This is a genomic window from Streptomyces sp. NPDC102278, assembly GCF_044766345.1.
Classification (GTDB): Bacteria; Actinomycetota; Actinomycetes; order Streptomycetales; family Streptomycetaceae; genus Streptomyces.
The window spans coordinates 726,461-743,611 of the sequence record NZ_JBIWLV010000002.1 but is presented as its reverse complement, the minus strand read 5'-3'; the positions used below and the strand labels follow the sequence as shown (position 1 = coordinate 743,611).

The following is a 17,151-nucleotide window of genomic DNA, read 5'->3' as shown; positions in this document are numbered from 1 at the left end:
CGTGGGGGGGGGTGGGGGGGGGGGGGGGGGGGGGGGGGGGGGGGGGGGGGGGGGCGGGGGGGGGGGCCCCCGCGCGGGGGGGGGGGGGGGGCGCCGCCGCCCCCCCCCCCCCCCCCCCACCCCGCCCGGACGGGCGTCTCAGACGAGGAGCCGCTCCGGCGGCCCGGTCAGTTCGTGGCCCAGCATCGAGCGGAGTTCCCCGTAGGCGCGGGTGTCACCGGCCAGGACGCCACCGAGCAGGGTGCGGCCGTCCGGGGCCAGGACCAACTTGGCGTAGGTGGCGGCCGCGTGGTCCTCCCGTACGAAGGACAGCGCACCCTCGACGCGGGCGTGGACGTCGCCGAAACCGGCCACGTCCACCCCGAACACCTTCAACTTCGCCGAGGTGTCGGCGCCCGGGAAGGGCTCCGCCGGACGCCCGGTCAGTTGCGCGGCCACGCTCTCGGCCATCAGGTAACCGGGGGCGACCAGGCCGTGGCAGCGGCCCAGTACGGCCGCGCACTCGCCGATCGCCCAGATCCGGGCGTCCTCGGTACGGCAGAGGGCGTCCACCAGGAACCCGCCCCGCTCCCCGCGCGGCAGCCCGGCCGGCGCGGCCAGTTCGTCGCGCGGCCGCACCCCCGCCGAGAACACCACGCAGCGGGCGGGCAGTACGTCACCGTCGGCCAGCGTCACGCCGCGCACCCGACCGCCCCGGTCCGCGTCCACGGACGCCACCCCCCGGCCGCAGTGCACGCTCATGCCGAGCCGGCCCACCAGGCGGGCCAGCACCGCGCCCCCGCCCTCGTCGAGCTGGAGCGGCATCAGGTGCGGGGCCACCTCCACCACATGGGGTCGCATCCCCAGCGAACCCAGGGCCTGCGCCGCCTCCAGACCCAGCAGCCCGCCGCCGATCACCACGCCGGCGGCGCCCGGCTCGGCGGCCGCGCGCAGGGCGTCGAGGTCCGCGAGGGTCCGGTACGTGAAGCAGCCCGGCAGGTCGTGACCGGGGATCGGCGGCACGAACGGCCGCGACCCGGTGGCCAGTACGAGCGCGTCGTACCGCACGGCGGAGCCGTCCGCGAAGGTCACCGTACGGGCCGCGCGGTCGATCGCGGCCACCGGGGCGCCGAGCCGCAGTTCGATCCGGGGGTCGTCGAACACCTCGGGGCCGGTCAGGGTCAGGTCCCGGGCGCTCCGGCCGGCGAGGTACGAGGAGAGTGCCACCCGGTCGTAGGCGGCGCGGGGTTCCTCGGCCGCGACGACGATCCGCCACGACGCGAACCGCTCGTCCGCCCGCAGGTGTTCGAGGAGCCGGTGGCCGACCATGCCGTATCCGGCCAGGACCAGGGTCGCGCTCATCAGCCGTGCCCCCCTTCCGTCGATCCGGCGAGTTCGGCGCACAGCCGGCCCACCGCCGGGACGCAGGTCCCGCAGCCGGTGGTGGCGCGCGTCGCGGCGGCGAGCGCGGGCAACGCGCGCGCCCCGCCGTCCCAGGCCTGCCGAAGGGCCTTGCGGGTCACGTTGTTGCACTGGCAGACGACGGCCGTGTCCGGCAGCGCGCCCGAGGCCGCGTACCCGCCGGCGGAGCCGATCAGGAGGGCCAGCCGGTCGCCGGGTACCGGGCGGTCCCGCGCGTACAGCCGCCCCACGGCGGCGACGGCTTGCGGGAACCCGGCGACGATCCCGGACTGGATCCGCCCGTCGCGCAGCCGCAGCCGGGCGTGGCGCCCGCCCGCCGGATCGGACAGCGACACGGTCTCCTCACCCGGGCCCGGCTCCCGGCCCCCGGCGGGCTCCCCGCCCGGGCCGACGACCGTCAGGTCCAGCCCCCGGATCCCGGGGCGCAGCACTCGTCGCGTCGGTCGGTACGGGTTGTCCGAGCCGGTCAGGATGGCCGCGAGGGCGTCCGCCTGTTCCCACGCCGCCACCAGGGAGTCCCCGGCGGTCCCCGCGTGTTCGGCGCAGTCCCCGATGGCGTGGATCCGCGGATCGGCGGTGCGCAGCCGGTCGTCCACCACGATCGCGCGCCGCACCTCCAGCCCCGCCGCCTGGGCCACCCCGGTCTCCGGGACGCTGCCCGCGCACGCCAGCAGGGTGGACGCGGCGAGCAGCCGGCCGTCGTCCAGCAGGGCCTTGCCGTGCTCCGCGCCGGCCACCCGGCGGCCGAGTTCCAGGGTCACGCCCGCCTCCTCCAGGGTCCGCGCCAGGACGGCCGAGGCCGGCCCGTCGAGGTCGCGGTGGGCGAGCCGGGGACCGGAGTGCACCAAGGTCACCTCGTGCCCGGCCCGGCCCAGCGCGGCGGCGACGCCCGCCCCGCGCAGCCCGCCGCCGGCAATCACCACCGGTCCCGGCGGCGGCGGTTCGGCGTCGGCGAGGGTGCCCAGTCGGCGCACGGCGGGGGAGTCGAAGCCGGGGGAGCGCGGGCGCGCCCCGGTGGCCAGCACCAGGACCTCGTACCCGTACACGGTCCCGTCGGCGGTCCGGACCTCGCGCCGGGCACGGTCGACGCCGGTCACGACGGCCGCCCGCACCACCCGCGTGTTCCCGGGCGGCGCGGCCAGCTCCAGGGCGTGCCCGGGCAGGGTGGCGTCCAGGACCGAGGGCAACAGGGCCCGGTTGTAGGCGGGACGGGGTTCGGCCCCCAGGACGGTCACCGGACCGCGGTGCCCGAGCCGGTACAGGGACGCCGACAGACGGTGGGCGGCCGGACCGTGGCCGACGACGACGATCCCGCCCACGACGATCGCGCTCACGAGGACTCCGACCAGGGTTCGACGCGGACGGCGGCCAGCTTGAACTCCGGCATGCCGCTCACCGGGTCCAGGGCGGGCCCGGTCATCAGATTGGCCCGGCCCGCGCCGGGGAAGTGGAACGGGACGAACACGGTGTCCGTGCGCAGGCTCTCCACCAGCCGGACCCGCGCCACGACCGCCCCGTGCGCCGAGACCAGCCGGGCGAACCCGCCGTCGGTCAGTGCGAAGCGGTCGGCCGTGTCCGGATGGACCTCGACGAACACCTCCGGGGCGGCGGCCACCAGTTCCGGTACCCGGCGGGTCTGCGCGCCGGACTGGTAGTGCGCGAGAACCCGGCCCGTCGTCGCGAGGAGCGGCCGCTCGGCGTCCGGTACCTCAGCGGAGTCCCGGTCCTCCACGGGGGCGAACCGGGCCCGTCCGTCCGGGTGCGCGAAGCGGTCCAGGAACATCCGGGGCGTACCGGGGTGCCGGGCCTCGCCGTCGTCCGCCGGGCAGGGCCAGTACAACTCCTCGCCCGCGTCCAGGCGTTCCCAGCTGATTCCCGCGTAGTCCGCACGGCCACCGGCGGAGGCCCGGCGCAGCTCCTCGAAGACCGCGCGCGGGGACGACGGGAACCGTTCGGCGGGCTGGCCCAACCGCACCGCGAGGTCGTGGAGCACGTCGAGGTCGGTCCGTACACCGGGCGGTGGGGGCAGCACCGGGCGGCGGCGCACCACCCGTCCCTCCAGATTGGTCAGGGTGCCCTCCTCCTCCGCCCACTGGGTGACGGGCAGCACCACGTCGGCCAGGGCCGCCGTCTCGGACGGCACGAAGTCGGCGACGACCAGCAGGTCCAGGGCGGCCAGTCGGCGCGACACGTGCGCCGCGTTCGGGGCGGACACGACCGGGTTGGAGCCGAAGACCAGCAGGGCCTTGGGTCCGCCGGTCGTGCCCAGCGAGTCGAGCAGTTGGTAGGCGCCGGTGCCCGGGCCCGGCAGGGTGTCGGCCTCCACGCCCCAGACGCCCGCGACGTGGGCGCGCGCCGTCGGGTCGGTGATCATCCGGTACCCGGGGAGCTGGTCGGCCTTCTGGCCGTGCTCGCGTCCGCCCTGCCCGTTGCCCTGCCCGGTCAGGCAGCCGTACCCGCTGCCCGGGCGACCCGGCAGGCCCAGCGCCAGCGACAGGTTGACGAACGCGGACACCGTGTCGGTGCCCTTGCTGTGCTGTTCCGCTCCGCGCCCGGTGAGCACGTACCGGCGGTCCGCCCCGGCGAGCATCCGCACGGCCTCGCGCATGTCCGCGACCGGCACGCCGGTGATCCCCTCCACCCGCTCGGGCCACCAGGCCACGGCCCGCCGCCAGGCCTCGTCGAAGCCGGTGGTGCGCTCCGCCAGGTACGCCTCGTCGAGCAGGCCTTCCGTGACGGCGAGGTGGAACAGCCCGAGCGCCAGCGCCAGATCGGTGCCGGGCACGGGTTGCAGGTGCAGTGCGGCCAGCTCCGCCGTACGGGTGCGACGCGGGTCGATCACGACGAGGCGCGCCCGGTTCAGGTGCCGCATCAGCGGCGGCATCGTCTCGGCCGGGTTGGCGCCGGCCAGCAGGATGACCTCCGCACGCCCGAGGTCCGCGACGGGGAACGGCAGTCCCCGGTCGAGCCCGAAGGCGGCGTTGGAGGCGGCGGCGGCCGAGGACATGCAGAAGCGGCCGTTGTAGTCGATCCTGCTGGTGCCCAGCGCCACCCGGGCGAACTTGCCGAGCAGGTAGGCCTTCTCGTTGGTCAGTCCGCCGCTGCCGAACACCCCGACGGCGTCCGCGCCGTGCTCCCCGCGCAGCCGTGCCAGCCGTCCGGCGACCAGGTCGAGCGCCGAGTCCCAGTCGGTGGGGACCAGTTCCCCGTCGGGGCCGCGCACCAGCGGGGTCCGCAGCCGGTCGGGCGCGCGGAGCACCGCGGGAGCCGTCCAGCCCTTCTGGCACAGGCCCCCGGTGGAGTCGGCCGGCCGGACGGAGACCGCGTCGCCCTCGTCGCGCAGCACGGTCGGGCACTGGAGGGCGCAGTACGCGCAGTGCGTGGCGGCCTCGGGCGCCGCGGTGAGGTCAACGGACACGGGCCGGCCTCGGCTCGCGTGCCGGGGCGGGGCCCGGGGCGGCCTTGCGCCCCGGGCGCAGGTACACGGACCAGGTGACGGCCATGCAGAGCGCGTAGTAGCCGAGGAAGCAGGCGAACGCGGTGGTGCCGCTGCCCTGGGGCCCCTGGTAGGAGGCGCGGAAGGCCAGGTTGATGGCCACCCCGCCCAGCGCGCCGACGGCGCCCGCGATCCCGATGGCGGCGCCGGAGATCCGACGGGCCCGGGCGAAGGCCTGCCGGGCCTCGCCACCCGAGGTGATGGTGGCCTCGGCCTCGGCGGCGGCCGCGGCCGGGATCAGTTTGTACGTGGAGCCGTTGCCGAGCCCGCTGAGCACGAAGACCAGGGTGAAGGCCGCGACGAAGGCCCCGAAGGACCCGGCCCGCGAGGCCAGCAGCAGTCCGGCGGTCCCCAGGGCCAGTGCGAGGAACGCCCACAGGGTGACGCGCGCCCCGCCCCAGCGGTCGGCGAGCCTCCCGCCGAGCGGCCGTGACACCGAGCCGAGGAGCGGGCCGATGAACGTGTAAGAGGCCGCTTCGAGCGGGGTCGAGCCGAACTCGTTCTGCAACACCAGGCCGAAGGCGAACCCGTAGCCGATGAAGGAGCCGAACGTGCCGACGTACAGGAAGGAGATGAACCAGGTGTGGCGGCTCGCGGCGGCCTCGCGCAGCGCCCCGGGCCGGGCCCGGACCGCGTCGACGTTGTCCATCTTCAGGGCCGCCAGCAGGGCCGCCAGCACGATCAGCGGGAGGTAGACGGCCGCCACGTACGACGGGTGGGTGTCCCCGGCCGTGGCGATCACCAGCAGGCCCAGCAACTGCACCAGCGCCACGCCGAGGTTGCCGCCGCCGGCGTTCACCCCGAGGGCCCAGCCCTGGTGCCGCTGCGGGAAGAAGGTGGTGATGTTGGTCATCGAGGAGGCGAAGTTGGCGCCGCCCGCCCCGGCCGTGGCGCCGATGACCAGGAACACCCACAGCGGGGTCCCGGGGCGCTGCACGAAGACGAAGGCGAGCAGCGCCGGCACCAGGAGCACGGCGGAGGCGAACACCGTCCAGTTGCGGCCGCCGAACCGGGTCACCGCCCAGCTGTACGGCAGCCGCAACACCGCGCCCACCAGGGTCGGCACCACGACGAGCAGGAACTTCTCGCCGGGTGTGAACCCCAGGCCGATCTCCGGCGACATGAACAGCACGAGCACCGACCACATGCTCCACACCGAGAACCCGATGTGCTCGGACAGTACGGACAGCACCAGGTTGCGGCGCGCGATCGGCTTCCCGGTGCGCTCCCAGTACTCCTCGTCCTCCGGGTTCCAGCCTTCGATCCACCGCCCGGCGGCGGGTCTGGTCTTCATGTCTCTCCTCTCTGGGGGCCCGGTTCGCCAGTGACGCTCCGGGCCCCGACGGGGTGCGGCCGCGGGCCGCTCAGGGGCCGCTCAGGGCCGCTTGGCGGCGCGGTCCGCCAGGGCGCGGTCCACCAGGGCGCCGGCCGCGCCCGTGTACCCGGCCGGATCGCACAGGCCCGCCAGCGCCGCCGGCCCCAGGACGCCCGCCAGTTCGGGGGTCTCGGCGAGGACGTCCGCAAGCGGCCGCCCCCCGGCGCCGGCCCTCGCCGTGGCCTCGTTCAACAGCGTGCGGGCCGCCGCCTTCCCGAGCCGCGGGGCGAGCACGGCCACGATCCGCTCCGAGACCACCCCGCTGCCGGTGAGGTCCAGGTTGGCGCGCATCCGCTCCGACCCGACCTCCAGTCCCTCGGCCAGTTCCACGGCCGTGTGCGAGGCTCCGCCCACCAACCGCAGACACTCCCGCAGCAACAACCACTCGGCGTGCCAGGCGCCCGCGGACCGCTCGTCCTCCGACACCAGGCAGGCCGTCAGCGCGCCCGCCAGGGCCGGGACCTGAAGGGCCGCGCTGCGGATCAGCGTGGACAGCACCGGATTGCGCTTGTGGGGCATCGCGGAGGAACTTCCCCGTCCGGCGCCGCCCGGCTCGGCGATTTCGCCGACCTCGGTCCGGGCCATGCCCTGCACGTCCACGGCGATCTTCCCCAGGGCCCCCGCCGTGAAGGCGAGCGCGGCCGCCAGGTCGGCGAGCGGCGTGCGCAGGCTGTGCCACGGCAGCGCCGGCCGGGCCAGGCCCGTCTCGGCGGCGTACGCGGCGACCAGCCGGTCGTGGAAGACCCCCGGGTCCAGCACGTCCTCGGAGCCCTCGGGGCCGTCGAGGACGGCGTACTCGACGTAACCGGCCAGGGTTCCCGCCGCCCCGCCCAGCGAGACGGGCAGCCCCTCCTCCTGGACCCGCGTCAGCCGCTCCAGGGCCTCGCGCACCAGCTGGAGCCAGCCCGCCGCCTTCAGCCCGAACGTCGTCGGCACGGCGTGCAGCGCCATCGTCCGACCGGCGATCAGCGTGTCCCGGTGCTCCCCGGCCAGCGCGGCCAGAGCCGTCGCGGTACGCGTCAGGTCCTCCCGTACGAGCGCCAGCGCGCGGTGCGCCACCAGCATCGCCCCGGTGTCGAAGATGTCCTGGCTGGTGGAGCCGCGGTGGACGTACTCGGCGGCCTCCGGGGAGTCCGCCGCGACCACCGCGGTCAGCGCCCGCACCAGGCCGACCACCGGGTTGGCCGTCTCCCGGGCCGCGACGGCCAGCTCGCGCAGGTCCAGCCGCTCCGCCCGGGCCGCGTCGGTGATGGCGTCGGCGGCCTGCCAGGGCAGGGTGCCCAGCCGGGCCTGGGCCCGGGCCAGGGCCGCCTCGGCGTCCAACATGGCCTGGAGCCAGGCGGGGTCCCCGGTCACCGCCTCGACGGGGGTGCCGGCGCGGACCGGCGAGAGCAGGCCCGCGTCGGGCGCCGTCGCGGGAGCCGGTTCGACCTCGGCCGCGGGCGGGGGCGCGGCCGGGTCGACCAGGCGCAGACCGCCCGGCATCAGACGATCACTCCGGTGAGGTCGGTCCCGGCGTCCACCGGCCCCAGTCCGGCCGGCACGTGCGCCACCGCGGGCAGGTCGAGTACCGCGCGGGCGATGGCGTCGGAGTCCCCGAGCGTCACGGAGTCCACGCCGGGGCGGATGCCCGCCGCGGTCACCCAGTGCACCGATTCGGTGGGCACGCCGTACGCGAACCGCCGCGGATGCGCGCGGCCCCGCGCGTCGAGCATGTGGAACGGCCGCTCGGTCACCGCCAGCCCGCCCGTCTCGTAGGTGGTGCCCTGCGCGGCGTCGATGCGGTAGGTGGCCGCCTGGTCGGTGTCCAGTAGGTGGCGCAGCAACGGGTCCGCCGTGCGCCGCAGATCGGGCTCCGGCAGCCGGGCCTCGATCAGCGCGGTCGCGCGGATCGCCGGTCCGGGAACCAGCGAGGACTCGGCCACGTACAACTGCGCGGTCGTGTCGATGCGGACCTGAACCCCGGGGCCGAGGACGGTCAGGACCCCCGCCTCGATCAGGGCGCCCATCTCCTCGATCCGCGAGGCCGGCGGGCCGATGGACAGGAACGCGTTGAGCGGCGTGTACCAGCCCTCCAGGTCGTCGCGGTGCGAGGTGCCCTCCAGGCCGCCGTGGTCGACCGCCAGCCGGATCTCGTTGCGCAGGTCGCGCAGCAGGTCCAGGGCGGCCTTCACGGGCCCGCTGACGTTGCCCTGCTTCGCGGCGACCAGGTCGCGGGCCAGGTACTCCAGCAGCCAGCCGGTGAAATCGGCGCGGCCGGTGAACACCCGGTCGCCGTAGGGTCGGGAGAGGCCCTCCCAGTCCCACCGGTCGGCCTCGTCGATGCCGTGCGCCGTCAGCAGCGGTGCGGGATCGGCGTCCGGCTCCAGCGCCAGGTAGTGCTCGACGAACGCCTCGCGGTCGGCGTCGCGGCCGCGCCGCGTGAGCAGGGTGCCGTAGTAGACGCTCTCCACCTCGCGGGAGATCAGCGGCCACAGGTCGGCGCTGAAGCTGACCGGCCGCCCGCCGCGCGCGTCCTCCTTGAGCGCCGCGATGAACTCGGCGGTCAGCAGCCGCGGGTGGTAACGCCCGTGTGCGCCCTTCTCGTTCTCGCCGCGCGCGTGGTACGGGATGCCGCGCCGCGAGAACGCGTACAGCCGGGGCTCCTGTCCGGAGGGGCGGTACACGAGCTTGTCGCCCTCCCGCTCGAAGTCCCCGCCGCGGCCCGCCGTCAGCAGCGCCATGTGGTCGAAGAAGTTCAGGCCCAACCCGCGCAGCAGCACGTTCTGACCGGCCTCGATGCCGCTGAGGTCGAGGTCCGCCGGGTTCGAGGGCGTGAGGTAGGTGAGGTGGTGGATGCGGGCCAGGCTCGCCGTCCGGGCCTCCCGGCTGGTGAGCCGGGCCGGCACGTGCCCCTGGGCCATCACGATGGCGTCGAGCGAGTTCAGCCGGACGCCGTTCTCCAGCCGTACGCCCTGCGGTCCACCGGGCACCCCGTGGGTGTCGGCCATGGCCACCGCCCTCGTCCGGTGCACGTGCACCATGACGTGGCCGGGCGCGCTCTCGACGACCCTGCGGAAGCAGTCGCCCAGGTACGTGCCGTAGAAGGCGCGGGTGGGGTACGTGTTCGGCCCCATCCGGCGGGCCTCGGCCAGCGTGGCCTCGTCGTGGCTGTCGCGGTCCCCGAGCAGGGCCAGACCCTGCGCCCACTCGTACAGGCTGGGGCCCGGCTCGATGGGGCCGTCGATGCGGACGCTGTGGTCGGTGAAGACCGTGATCTGCGAGGCGACGGTGTTCATCAGCAGGTGCCGGGACTGGGCCGCGCGCCACACCGTCCCGGCGCCGGGCGCGGAGGGGTCCACGACGTGCACCACGACGCGCTCGCGCGACGGCGCGGTCCGCTCGGCGGCGATCAGCCGCTCCAGGACCGACAGTCCGCGCGGGCCGGCGCCTATGACGGCGAGCTCTACTCGGCTCTTCTTCATTGCGGGACTCCCATTCACGGTGCGCGGACGGCTAGTTGGCGGTGCTCGTGGACTCGCCGGCGCCGAGCAGCAGGCGGGCCAGCTCCAGGCGCTTGATCTTCGTGGTCGCGGTCTGCGGAAGGTCCTCCAGCCGCCACTGCACGGGCTCCGCCAGCGGAGGCAGCCCGACCACCGCCGACCGCCAGGCGGCCAGGTCCAGCGGCTTGTCGTCCCGGGTGCTGACCACGGGGACGGCGCTGCCGTCGGGGCCGGGGATGATGATGACCTCGACGAGCTCGGGCACGCGGGTGAACAGCTTGTCCTCGATCTCCAGGGTGCTCTTGACGCCCGGGATCTCGTCCACCTCGCGGTCCAACAGGTGCAGACAACCCCACTTGGTGCGGTAGCCGACGTCACCCATGCGCCACCAGCCGTCGTTGACCTGCTTCTCCCAGCGTTGGTGCTCGCCGAGGTAGCTGATGATCCGGCCGTCGCTGCGGACCTCGATCCAACCGGGGTTGTCCTTGTCCGGCGGGTTGCCGTCCCGGCTGACGACCCGCACCCCGGTCATCCCGGGGAACGGCACCCCCACGCACCGGCCGTTGAAGTCGGCGCCGTCCTTCAGGGAGTACGTGCGGGCCGCGATCGGCCCGACCTCGCTCTGGCCGTAGGCCTGTGCGAACCGGCGGTTCTTCCGGCCGGAGGCCTGGAGCAGCCGGTTCACCGTCCGGGGGTGGATCGCGTCGAAGGTGCTGGAGAAGTACTTCACGTTGGCCAGCGGCCGGCGCGGGTCCTCGGCCAACACCTCCCAGCGCAGGAAGGTGTTGGGGTGCGCCTCGATGAACCCGGGCGGTACCTGGCTGAACAGGTCTCCCACCGTCTCCGGGTCGTCGTCGCGCAACACGATCAGCGGATGGCCCTGGAGCACGGCGATGGGCATCGCGGTGAACATCCGCGAGTGGACGAACGAGACGTGCACGGCGATCGGTTCGCTGCGCCGCACGGCCGTCGACACCACGGTGGCCTGCGGGCGGTAGCGCGCCTGGAAGCTGGTGCCGGTGTGCACGGCGAGCTTCGGCGTGCCGGTCGTGCCCGAGGTGTGCGTGATCAGGGTGGGGTGGTCGGCGGGCATGGCGACCGCCGGCACCCGGGGCGCCCCGGCGAGCGCGGCGAACGCGGTGGCGCCCTCGTACGTCCCGGAGGCGAGCAGCACCTCCCGGGAGAGGGTCATGACCTCGGCGGGCAGCGAGTGCTCCAGCTTGTCCTGGTCGGTGACCAGGAACGGCCGGCCCACGCGGCGCAACAGCTCGGCGACGGTCGCGCCGTCCAACTTCGGCGACAGCAGCACCGGGACGGCCCCGATGCGGGCGATCGCGCAGGCCAGCAGGGTGATGTCGAACCCGTCCCCCTTGTGCACCACCACGTGGTCGCCCGGGCGGACCTGGACCGACCACAGCCGGGAGGCCAGCTCGGCCACCAGTTCGGCGACCTCCGTGAGCGTGGCCCTACGGCCCAGTTCGGGGGCGATGTCGAGATCGTGGTCGAGGATCACGAAATTGCCGGGGTGTCGGGCGGCCGCTCGATCGAACAGCGTGCCGAGCCGAATTCCCTTGTTGTTTATGCGCTGGAGGAACATGCGTCACTCTCTCGTCCGTGAATTGCCGATGTCGGTCTGAATTCAGGCCTTTTCGATGACGTCCTTGATGCGCGAGAGAGTGGCGTCGAGATCCTGCACCAGCTTCGCCGTCCAGTCGTCGACGAACTTCTGGCGCCCCGCCTCGTCCAGATCGGCCACGATCTTGTGGATTCCGGCGGTCGCCTTTCCCATCCGGAAATGGTGGGTGAGCACGGAACCCGACCCCTCGGCCTCCACGTCGAAGCCCCAGACGCTCTCCTGGTCCTCCTGGGCGTGCGTGAGCATCATCCAGCGGAACGTCCGGCCCGGCTCGGCGGCCGTGACCCGGGCCTCGGTGTACCAGGTGCCGCGGACCAGCGGCGCCCAGGCGACGACCTGCTCGCTGCGCAGGTTCTCGCCGCGGAAGATCGAACCGACCGCGGAGGGCTCGCCGGAGATCCATTCGCCGCCCATGCACTCCGGGCTCCATTCGGCGCTGCGCGGCAGATCGCTGACCACCGCGTACACCTCCTCCGGAGTGGCGTTCACCAGGATGTCGGCGCGGAGTTCAAACAGCGGGGAGGTTTCGATGATGTTCGTCATGGTTGAAATCCTGTCTTTGTCGAGGCGGCCGGTCAACGGCCGAAATTGCTATCCGTCAGGTCGATGACGCCGCGCGTCCACGCATTCCGGAATACGTCAGGAGACGCGCAGGACGAGCTTTCCGCGGACCTTTCCCTCGTCGAGCCGGCGGTGCGCGGTGCCCGCCTCGCTCAGCGGGAGCACCTCGGTCGCGTGCGGCTTCAGCAGCCCGTCGGCCAGCAACCGGTTGATGTTCGCGGCGGCGTCCGCCAGTTCGTGCGTACGGGCGTGGGAGATGGCGAAGCCGAGTACCGACCGGTCCTGGAGGTACAGGGCGCCGGCCGGCAGCACCGGCCGCGTCCGCAGGCCGGCGAGGACGACCACCCGGCCCCGGGAGGCGAGCAGTTCCACCGCCGTCTCCAGGTCGTTGCGGCCCGAGGTGTCCACGTACAGGTCCACGCCGTCCGGCGCCGCCGCCCGGATCAGGGCGGGCACGTCCTCCTCGTGGTAGTCGACGACGTGCCGGGCGCCCAGCGAGCGGACGTACGGGGCGTCGCGCCCGGCGGCCACGGCCACCACCCGGGCGCCCGCCTGGGCGGCCATCACCACCGCCGCGCTCCCCACGTTCCCGGCGGCGCCGAGGACGAGCACCGTCTCGCCGGCCCGGATCCGGCCGTGCGTGAACAGGGCGAGGTGCGCCGTCGCCGCCGGATGGGCCAGCGCCACCGCGTGCACCGGGTCCACCCCCGCCGGCAGGTGGTACAGCCGGTCCGCCGGCACGGCCACCTGCTCGGCCGCGGCGCCCTGCCGGCCCGCGTGCCCGAGGCTGTTGCACCACACCCGGTCGCCCGCCGCGAAGCCGGGCGCACCGGGACCGGCGGCGACCACCGTTCCCACGAGGTCCCGTCCCACCACGAAGGGGAACGGAACCGGGGTTCGCCAGGCGCCCGAACGCACGAAGGTGTCCACGTGGTTGACGGCGGTGACCTCGACGTCGACCAGCACGTCGCCCGAACCGGGTACGGGAGGCGGCAGTTCGCCGTGACGGATGGAGTCGGGGGGACCGAGTTCTTCTATGTAGGCAGCACGCATGACCCGGATTCTGGTGCGGTTGCGGGGCCCCCGGGCGGCCGGAGGCGATCACCGGCCGAGGTCCGTCACCTCCCCGGCCCCGGTGTGTCACCTCGACGCCCCCGGGCGTCGATTCGCGCCGCCAAGGTCCGTCAAGTCCGTCCGCCGCACGTCAAGTCCGGGCCCGACGCGTCATGTTCCCGCCCCGCATGTCACGTCGGACGAGGTCGCCGCTCCATCGGCCGTCCGGTCCCCGTTCCTACGATGCCCGTCATGACCACCATCCCGCCGCGCACCGCGGCGCTCCACGAGGTGACGATCGGCGATCCTCGCGTCACCACCGACGTCGGCCCCCTCATCCGGTCCCTGCGGCCCGCGCTCGACGAGCAGGCCTTCGAGGCCTTCGCGGCCGAAGCCCAGGCACAGGGGCTGGTGTTCACCGCCGCCTACGACGAGACGGGCCACTGCCTCGGGGTGGCGGCGCACCGCGTCCTGGCCACCAGCCGCGGTCGGATCCTGTTCGTCGACGACCTGGTCACCGATCCGGACCGGCGCTCGGGCGGGACCGGCGCCCTGCTGCTGGCCGCGCTGAAGACCCGCGCCCGCGAGGAGGGATGCGTCCGCGTGGAGCTGGACTCCGGGGTGACCAACCAGGGCGCCCACCGCTTCTACCACCGGCACGGCCTGACCATCGGCGCCCTGCACTTCGCCACCGAGGTCTGACACCCGCCCCACCCCACCGGACGGCGGCTTCCGGACGGCCGGCCCCACCCGCGCCTTGCCGGTCCTTGGTCACGCCCTGTCCGGCGGCCGGGACGCTGGCGACATGACCACGCACGCCCCCTCGCCGACCCGCTCCGCCCTCCCGGAGCCGGCCGCCCTCACCCGTGTCCGTTCCCTGCTCCGAACGCTCGACCGGGACCACACGAACGCCCGATGGGCGCCGACCGCGCTGGAGGTCCGCATCGGCGAACTCCTGCTGACCGCCTCGGCGGGCGACGGCGCCCTCACCGCGCCGCGCCTGCGGGCAGCCTTCGCGGAGGGATCGATGACCTTCCTCGCGGACAACGGGGGCCGGCTCGCCCTGCTCCTCGGCGCCGTGCTGGAGCTGCCGACCTTCCCGGGGCCGGCCGGCCCCGGCGCGTCCGAGGACCCGTACCACGCGGAACCCGCCCACGAGGCGGCGGAACACGCCCGCGCCGCGGTCGACGCCATGGACGCGGTACACGCCCTCCTCGACCGGATCGCCCGGGGTCCGGCCCTTCGAGTCGACGGCCCGAAGGGTTAGGGCGATGCCGGACATCCTCGTCGTCGGGGGCGGCTTCGCCGGGGTCTGGGCGGCCGCGTCCGCCGTCCGCGCCCTGCGAGAGGCGGGCGCCTCCCACCACTCGGTCACCCTGGTCACCCCGGGGGAGGACCTGGTGCTCAGGCCCCGGCTCTACGAGGCCGCCCCGCACACCATGAAGGTCCCGCTCGACCGCGTCCTGGGCCCGGTCGGGGTGGGGCGCGTCGCCGCGACCGTGACGGGAATCGACACCGCCGGGCGACGCGTCACCGCCACCGACCCGGTCGGCCGGGAACTCCGCCTGTCCTACCGCCGGTTGATCCTGGCGTGCGGAAGCCGGCTGACGCGGCCCGCGCTGCCCGGCGCCGACCTGCTGTTCGACGTCGACGACATCGACGCCGCCACCGCCCTGGACACCCACCTGCACGGGCTGCCCCGGGGCCCCGTCGCACCGGGCCGCTTCACCGCCCTCGTGGTCGGCTCGGGCTTCACCGGCCTGGAGACCGCGACCGAACTCGTGGGCCGGCTCCGTGCGATCGCCGCACCCCTCGGCGCCGCCGCCGAGATGCGGGTGGTCCTCGTCGAACGGGCCCCGGTACTCGCCCCCGGCCTCGGCCCCGGCCCGCGACCGGTGATCGTCGAGGCACTGGAACGGCTCGGCGTCGAAACCCGGCGCGCCACCTCCCTGGAACGGGTGACCCCCGACGCCGCCACCCTCTCCGACGGCGCCGTGCTGCCCACCCGCACCGTCGTGTGGACCGGCGGGGTCGTCGCCGCCCCGCTCACCGCGCTGGTCCCCGGCGCCCGCGACCCGATCGGGCGCCTGGAGGTGGACGAGTTCCTCCGGGTGCCCGGCGTACCCGGGGTGTACGCGGCGGGGGACACCGCCGCCGCCCGGGCCGACCCGGACCACCTCGTGCTGCCCAGCTGCCAGTACGCCATCCCGCTCGGCAAACACGCCGGGCACAACGCCGCCACGAGCCTGACCGGCCGGGCGCCCGCGCCGTTCCGTCCCGCCCCCCACGTCACCACCCTCGACCTGGGAGAGGCGGGCGCGGTATCCACCACCGGCTGGGAGCGCACCGTACGGCTCACCGGCGCCGAGGCCAAGACCCTCAAGCGGACCCTCACCGCGCAGTGGATCCGCCCGCCGCTGGACGACGCCGAGGAACTCCTGCGCCAGGCGGACCCCGCCTTCCGGACCCGCCGCACCACACCCTCCTGAGCCATCACACCCCACCAAGCCCACCAAGCCCACCTCACCGAGCCCACCGGGGGAGCCATCCAGATGATCAGCAGACGCACACTCATGAGAGCCGGCGCCGCGACCGGAGCCGCCGGCCTCCTCGCCTCCGGCACCGCCTTCGGGACCGCGGCCCTCGCCAGCGACCGCGGCGCCCCCTTCGCCCGACTGCGCGAACGGCTCACCGGCCGACTGGTCCTGCCCCAGGACCCCACGTACGACCTGGCCAAACAGCTCCAGATGGCCCGCTACGACGCGATCCTCCCGCAGGCCGTCGCCTACTGCGCCAACAGCGCCGACGTGACCCACTGCGTCCGCTTCGCCCGGGACCACGGGCTCCACGTGGCCGTCCGCAGCGGCGGCCACAGCCAGGCTGGCTACTCGACCACCACCGGACTCGTCATCGACGTCTCCCGGCTGAACAACATCCGACCCGGCCGCGACACCGTCCGGATCGGCCCCGGCAGCCAGGGCGTCGACATCCTCAACACCCTGGCCCCCCTCGGCATCCAGCTCGGCTCCGGCACCTGCCCCACCGTGGCGATCGGCGGCTGGGTGCAGGGCGGCGGCCTCGGACTGACGGCGCGCGCCTTCGGCATGGGCAGCGACCGGCTGGTCTCGGCCCGCGTCGTCCTCGCCGACGGCTCGGTGGTCGACACCTCCGCCGCCGAACACCCGGACCTGTACTGGGCGCTGCGCGGCGGCGGCGGCGGCAACTTCGGGGTGGTCACCGACCTGGAACTGCGCCCCGTCGACGCGCCCTCGATGACCGTCTACACCCTCACCTACGACGGAGCCCACGCCGCCGACGTCCTGCTCGCCTGGCAGGACTGGATCGCCGACGCACCGCGCGAACTCGCCTCGGAGCTGTTCGTCATGCTCCCCGCGGACTCGCCCGAGGGCACGGCCCCCACCGTCGTCGTCTCCGGCGCCTACGTCGGCGCCCTGGCCGCCGCCGACCGCCACCTCGACCGGCTGATCGCCTCTGCGGGCCGGCCGACCACCAGCCGCGAGGCCGCGCAGCTCCCGTACCAGCAGGCCATGATGAAGGTGTACGGCTGCGCCGACGCCACCGTCGAGGAATGCCACCGGATCGGCTACTCGCCGAGGGCGACACTGCCCCGCGAGAGCTACGCCACCTACCGCAACGTGTACTTCGACCGGCGCTGGACCCCGGCGACCGCCGAGGCCGCCCTCACCGTCCTGCGGACCGATCCGCGGCCCGGCCAGTTCCGCTTCCTGGGCCTGTTCTCCTACGGCGGCCGGATCAACGAGGTCGCCCCCGGCGCCACCGCCTTCGTCCACCGCGACGTGCTCTTCGAGGCGGGCTTCCAGGTCGGCCTCCCCGTCGGCGACCCCGCCGCGCAGGACCGCGAGCGCGCCCAGGCCTGGGTCGACGGCGGCTACGCCACGCTGTACCCGCGCTCCAGCCGCCGTTCGTACCAGAACTACATGGACCCGGCGCTCACCAACTGGCGGGAGGCCTACTACGGCCGCAACTACGCCCGGCTGCGCAGCGTCAAGCACGCCTACGACCCGCACCGCTTCTTCCGCTTCGCCCAGGCCGTCGACTGACGGTCCGCCGCCCGACCGGCCCACCGGCACCGCCGCCCGCCTCGCGCGGCGGTGCCCGGTACGTG

Annotated in this window: 13 protein-coding genes; 4 read left to right on the top strand and 9 right to left on the bottom strand. The window is 74.7% G+C overall.

Features of this window, described 5'->3' with window-relative positions; translation table 11 throughout:
- Positions 1–138 precede the first annotated feature (138 nt).
- From ACIRO3_RS08160 to ACIRO3_RS08120, 9 genes are all read right to left on the bottom strand, one after another.
- Complete coding sequence (locus ACIRO3_RS08160; RefSeq protein WP_361776731.1) at positions 139–1,341, bottom strand: FAD-dependent oxidoreductase; 1,203 nt, start codon at positions 1,339–1,341, stop codon at positions 139–141.
- Positions 1,341–2,735, bottom strand: a complete 1,395-nt coding sequence (locus ACIRO3_RS08155; RefSeq protein WP_404133780.1) for an FAD-dependent oxidoreductase — start codon at positions 2,733–2,735, stop codon at positions 1,341–1,343. Before ACIRO3_RS08155 ends, ACIRO3_RS08160 begins: the two co-directional genes overlap by 1 nt.
- A complete protein-coding gene (locus ACIRO3_RS08150; protein WP_404133777.1) occupies positions 2,732–4,819 on the bottom strand; it encodes a molybdopterin oxidoreductase family protein in 2,088 nt (695 codons plus the stop codon). Before ACIRO3_RS08150 ends, ACIRO3_RS08155 begins: the two co-directional genes overlap by 4 nt.
- Positions 4,809–6,191: a nitrate/nitrite transporter gene (locus tag ACIRO3_RS08145; RefSeq protein ID WP_361776722.1), complete on the bottom strand. Its 1,383-nt coding sequence runs from the start codon at positions 6,189–6,191 to the stop codon at positions 4,809–4,811. Before ACIRO3_RS08145 ends, ACIRO3_RS08150 begins: the two co-directional genes overlap by 11 nt.
- An 81-nt stretch (positions 6,192–6,272) precedes the next feature.
- Entirely contained in the window at positions 6,273–7,757 is a 1,485-nt protein-coding gene (gene pcaB, locus ACIRO3_RS08140) for a 3-carboxy-cis,cis-muconate cycloisomerase (protein WP_404133774.1), read from the bottom strand.
- Positions 7,757–9,736: an FAD/NAD(P)-binding protein gene (locus tag ACIRO3_RS08135; protein ID WP_404133771.1), complete on the bottom strand. Its 1,980-nt coding sequence runs from the start codon at positions 9,734–9,736 to the stop codon at positions 7,757–7,759. The genes pcaB and ACIRO3_RS08135 overlap by 1 nt, the downstream gene beginning before the upstream one ends.
- A gap of 31 nt (positions 9,737–9,767) precedes the next feature.
- The gene (locus ACIRO3_RS08130; RefSeq protein WP_366146758.1) at positions 9,768–11,351 is read right to left on the bottom strand and encodes an AMP-binding protein; all 1,584 of its coding nucleotides are present in this window, start codon (positions 11,349–11,351) and stop codon (positions 9,768–9,770) included.
- A 42-nt stretch (positions 11,352–11,393) separates the two neighbouring features.
- Positions 11,394–11,933, bottom strand: a complete 540-nt coding sequence (locus tag ACIRO3_RS08125; RefSeq protein WP_404133768.1) for an SRPBCC family protein — start codon at positions 11,931–11,933, stop codon at positions 11,394–11,396.
- Positions 11,934–12,029: 96 nt separating this feature from the next.
- Positions 12,030–13,004 (bottom strand): NADPH:quinone reductase, encoded by a 975-nt coding sequence (locus ACIRO3_RS08120; RefSeq protein ID WP_361776710.1) that lies wholly within the window; start codon positions 13,002–13,004, stop codon positions 12,030–12,032.
- A 252-nt stretch (positions 13,005–13,256) separates the two neighbouring features.
- Here ACIRO3_RS08120 and ACIRO3_RS08115 point away from each other — a divergent pair, with 252 nt between their 5' ends.
- From ACIRO3_RS08115 to ACIRO3_RS08100, 4 genes are all read left to right on the top strand, one after another.
- Positions 13,257–13,706 carry a GNAT family N-acetyltransferase gene (locus ACIRO3_RS08115; protein WP_404133766.1) on the top strand — a complete coding sequence of 150 codons (450 nt, stop codon included), beginning with the start codon at positions 13,257–13,259 and terminating at the stop codon, positions 13,704–13,706.
- A gap of 103 nt (positions 13,707–13,809) precedes the next feature.
- Positions 13,810–14,271 (top strand): hypothetical protein, encoded by a 462-nt coding sequence (locus ACIRO3_RS08110; RefSeq protein ID WP_404133763.1) that lies wholly within the window; start codon positions 13,810–13,812, stop codon positions 14,269–14,271.
- A 4-nt stretch (positions 14,272–14,275) separates the two neighbouring features.
- A complete protein-coding gene (locus ACIRO3_RS08105; RefSeq protein ID WP_404133760.1) occupies positions 14,276–15,493 on the top strand; it encodes an NAD(P)/FAD-dependent oxidoreductase in 1,218 nt (405 codons plus the stop codon).
- Between the two features lie 63 nt (positions 15,494–15,556).
- Positions 15,557–17,086, top strand: a complete 1,530-nt coding sequence (locus tag ACIRO3_RS08100) for an FAD-binding oxidoreductase (RefSeq protein WP_404133758.1) — start codon at positions 15,557–15,559, stop codon at positions 17,084–17,086.
- The last annotated feature ends 65 nt before the right edge of the window (positions 17,087–17,151 follow it).